2 protein-coding genes and 1 pseudogene are annotated in these 2,044 nt (G+C 73.3%); all 3 read left to right on the forward strand.

Translation table 11 applies throughout. From position 1 onward, the window contains the following. A pseudogene (locus tag ACFWI9_RS33955) lies at nucleotides 1-928 on the forward strand (hypothetical protein); the annotation flags it as partial. Nucleotides 929-1,076: 148 nt separating this feature from the next. Further along, nucleotides 1,077-1,586, forward strand: coding sequence for a hypothetical protein (locus tag ACFWI9_RS33960; protein ID WP_387169073.1), 510 nt, complete (start codon nucleotides 1,077-1,079; stop codon nucleotides 1,584-1,586). Further along, nucleotides 1,583-1,804, forward strand: a complete 222-nt coding sequence (locus ACFWI9_RS33965; RefSeq protein WP_387169075.1) for a hypothetical protein — start codon at nucleotides 1,583-1,585, stop codon at nucleotides 1,802-1,804. Before ACFWI9_RS33960 ends, ACFWI9_RS33965 begins: the two co-directional genes overlap by 4 nt. Nucleotides 1,805-2,044 lie beyond the last annotated feature (240 nt).

Consider the following 2,044-nt stretch of genomic DNA (forward strand, 5'->3'; position numbering starts at 1 on the left):
CGGCTACACCGTCGCGCAGGCCCTCGCCCTGCCTGAGCAGCAGGAACGCGAGGCGGAGGCCCGGGCGGAGGACGCCGAACGCCGGCGCCTCGACGCGGACACGCGCCGCGAGGTCGCACAGAAGCGCGCTGAGGCCGAACGGCTGGAGGCCGACGGCGACCTGGAGTCCGTGCGCGCCCGCGTGGAGGGCGCGACAGCCCAGGCCCGGGCGCATGCCCATGCCCAGGCCGGTGCCGCAGAACGGGCGGCCGAGCTGGAGGGGCAGGCGCTGGAGACAGCGGCCGTCGCCGAAGCCCGCGCCCGGACGGCGGAGGCGGAGCGCCGTGAGGCTCAGGAACGCGAGGCCGCGGCGGAGGCTGACCTCCGGGCGGCGGAGAAGCGGAAGGAGGCGGCGGAAGCCGACCGGATCGCGGCGGCGGAGGAGCAGGCGGTCGAGACGGCCACTGTCGCCGAAGCCCGCCAGCGTGCCGCCGAAGCCGACCGTGCCGCAGCCGAAGCGGAGTTCGCCGCCGCCGAAACGCGCCGCCGTGCTACCGAAGCCGAGCGGCGGGCGGCAGAGGAGACCGAGCGTCAGGCGGTCGCCAACGCCAACACGCAGGCCGCCCGGCAGCGTGCTGCCGAAGCCGACCGGGTTGCCGCCGAAACGCGGCTCGCCGCTGCCGAAGTCGAGCGGCGCGCGGTCGAAAAGGAAGACGAGGCGAAGCTCACCTCTCGCGAGCGGGCGGTCCGCAAGGTCGCGCGTATGACGCTCGCGGCCGGCCTGCTGACGGTCGGCCTGGACGCCTACGAAATCCACCGTCGGCTGTGCCAGGTGCTCTCGATCGCCGACGTCCAGCGCGAGTTCGACGTGTCGTCCACGGACACCGCCTCGAAGTACCGCCAGGAGGCCGCCGCGCTGCTCGCCAGCGGCTACCGCCCGGAGCGGTGACCTGCACAAACGCTTACCGACGGTTCCACCGGCCCCCGAGATGTTGAAGCCACCTCGGGGACGCGGTGAAGGCGCCGTGACGCCGCCCCCACTTTCCCCCGATCCAGCGCCTTGCACCACCACCCCCCGTTTGAGGAGAAGACCCCTGATGAGTAAGGACATCGCGTCCCGTGTGACCACGGGTGTGCAGGCCCTCGCCCTGCCCGGCCAGCGCGAGGGATGGCAGGCGCAGCACCGCGGCAGCCTGCTGACCGACGCGCAGACCTACGACGCCCTCGCCGACGCCGTGCAGGACGACCTGAAGCGCCGCCGCGTGGGCGGTGACCTGCCCTTCGGTATCTCCGCCGCTGCCCGGGCCCGCAAGCGCGCCAAGCCGTTGCGGGAGGCGGCCCGCGCCATGCGCAAGGCCGCCCGCGCCATCAACGGCACGGTCGCCGCGTACGAGGAGACCGCGCCCGAGACCGTGCTGCGCCGGCGCGAGGACAAGGCCCTGCGCAAAGCCCAGCGCAAGCAGCAGGCCGGGGCCGTCATGACCAACTCTGCGCAGCAGACGCTGCAGCGTCTCGCCCCGTCCCAGGGAGAGGGCGAGCCGGCCGGGGCACCCCGGCTCCTGGGTGACTTCTTCGGCCCGGACCACCGGCAGCGGGGCACCGGATGACCGCACCCGGCATGTCCGCGAAGAAGGCCGCGCACTGGAACCGCCGATTCGAACAGGCGCGGCTCGCGGGGGACCGCGCCCCCGAGGAGTTCTTCCGCGCCTGGCACGACCTGCTCAAGGTCTCCGCCCTCCAGAAGGCCCGCGCGGCCGGCAGCCAGACGGTCTTCAACGAGCTGTCGGCGGAGCTGGAACGCCTCTACCGGACTCACTGCCAGTAATCGTCATCGTCATCATCATCACCGCCGGAAAACGCTGGACAGGGTCTCTCAACCACGTGTACGCGTACGCGTGCGAGGGGCCCTTCCGTCGTGACTGGCAGTCACCAGAGAGGAGGGCGCATGTCCGACGACGACTCCCCGGACAACGTCCGCCAGATGCCCCGGATCGGCTCCCCGCCGCTGCCGGACCTGCCCCCGCCGCCCGACCTCACAGGCCCCGGCGGCGGGGACGACGACACC

It is taken from the genome of Streptomyces sp. NPDC127084 (genome assembly GCF_042724175.1).
Taxonomy (GTDB): domain Bacteria; phylum Actinomycetota; class Actinomycetes; order Streptomycetales; family Streptomycetaceae; genus Streptomyces.

Excerpts from the sequence above, each read along its gene's own strand:
- ACFWI9_RS33960 (WP_387169073.1), top strand. The coding sequence starts at position 1,077 with ATGAGTAAGGACATCGCGTCCCGTGTGACCACGGGTGTGCAGGCCCTC.
- ACFWI9_RS33965 (WP_387169075.1), top strand. The coding sequence starts at position 1,583 with ATGACCGCACCCGGCATGTCCGCGAAGAAGGCCGCGCACTGGAACCGC.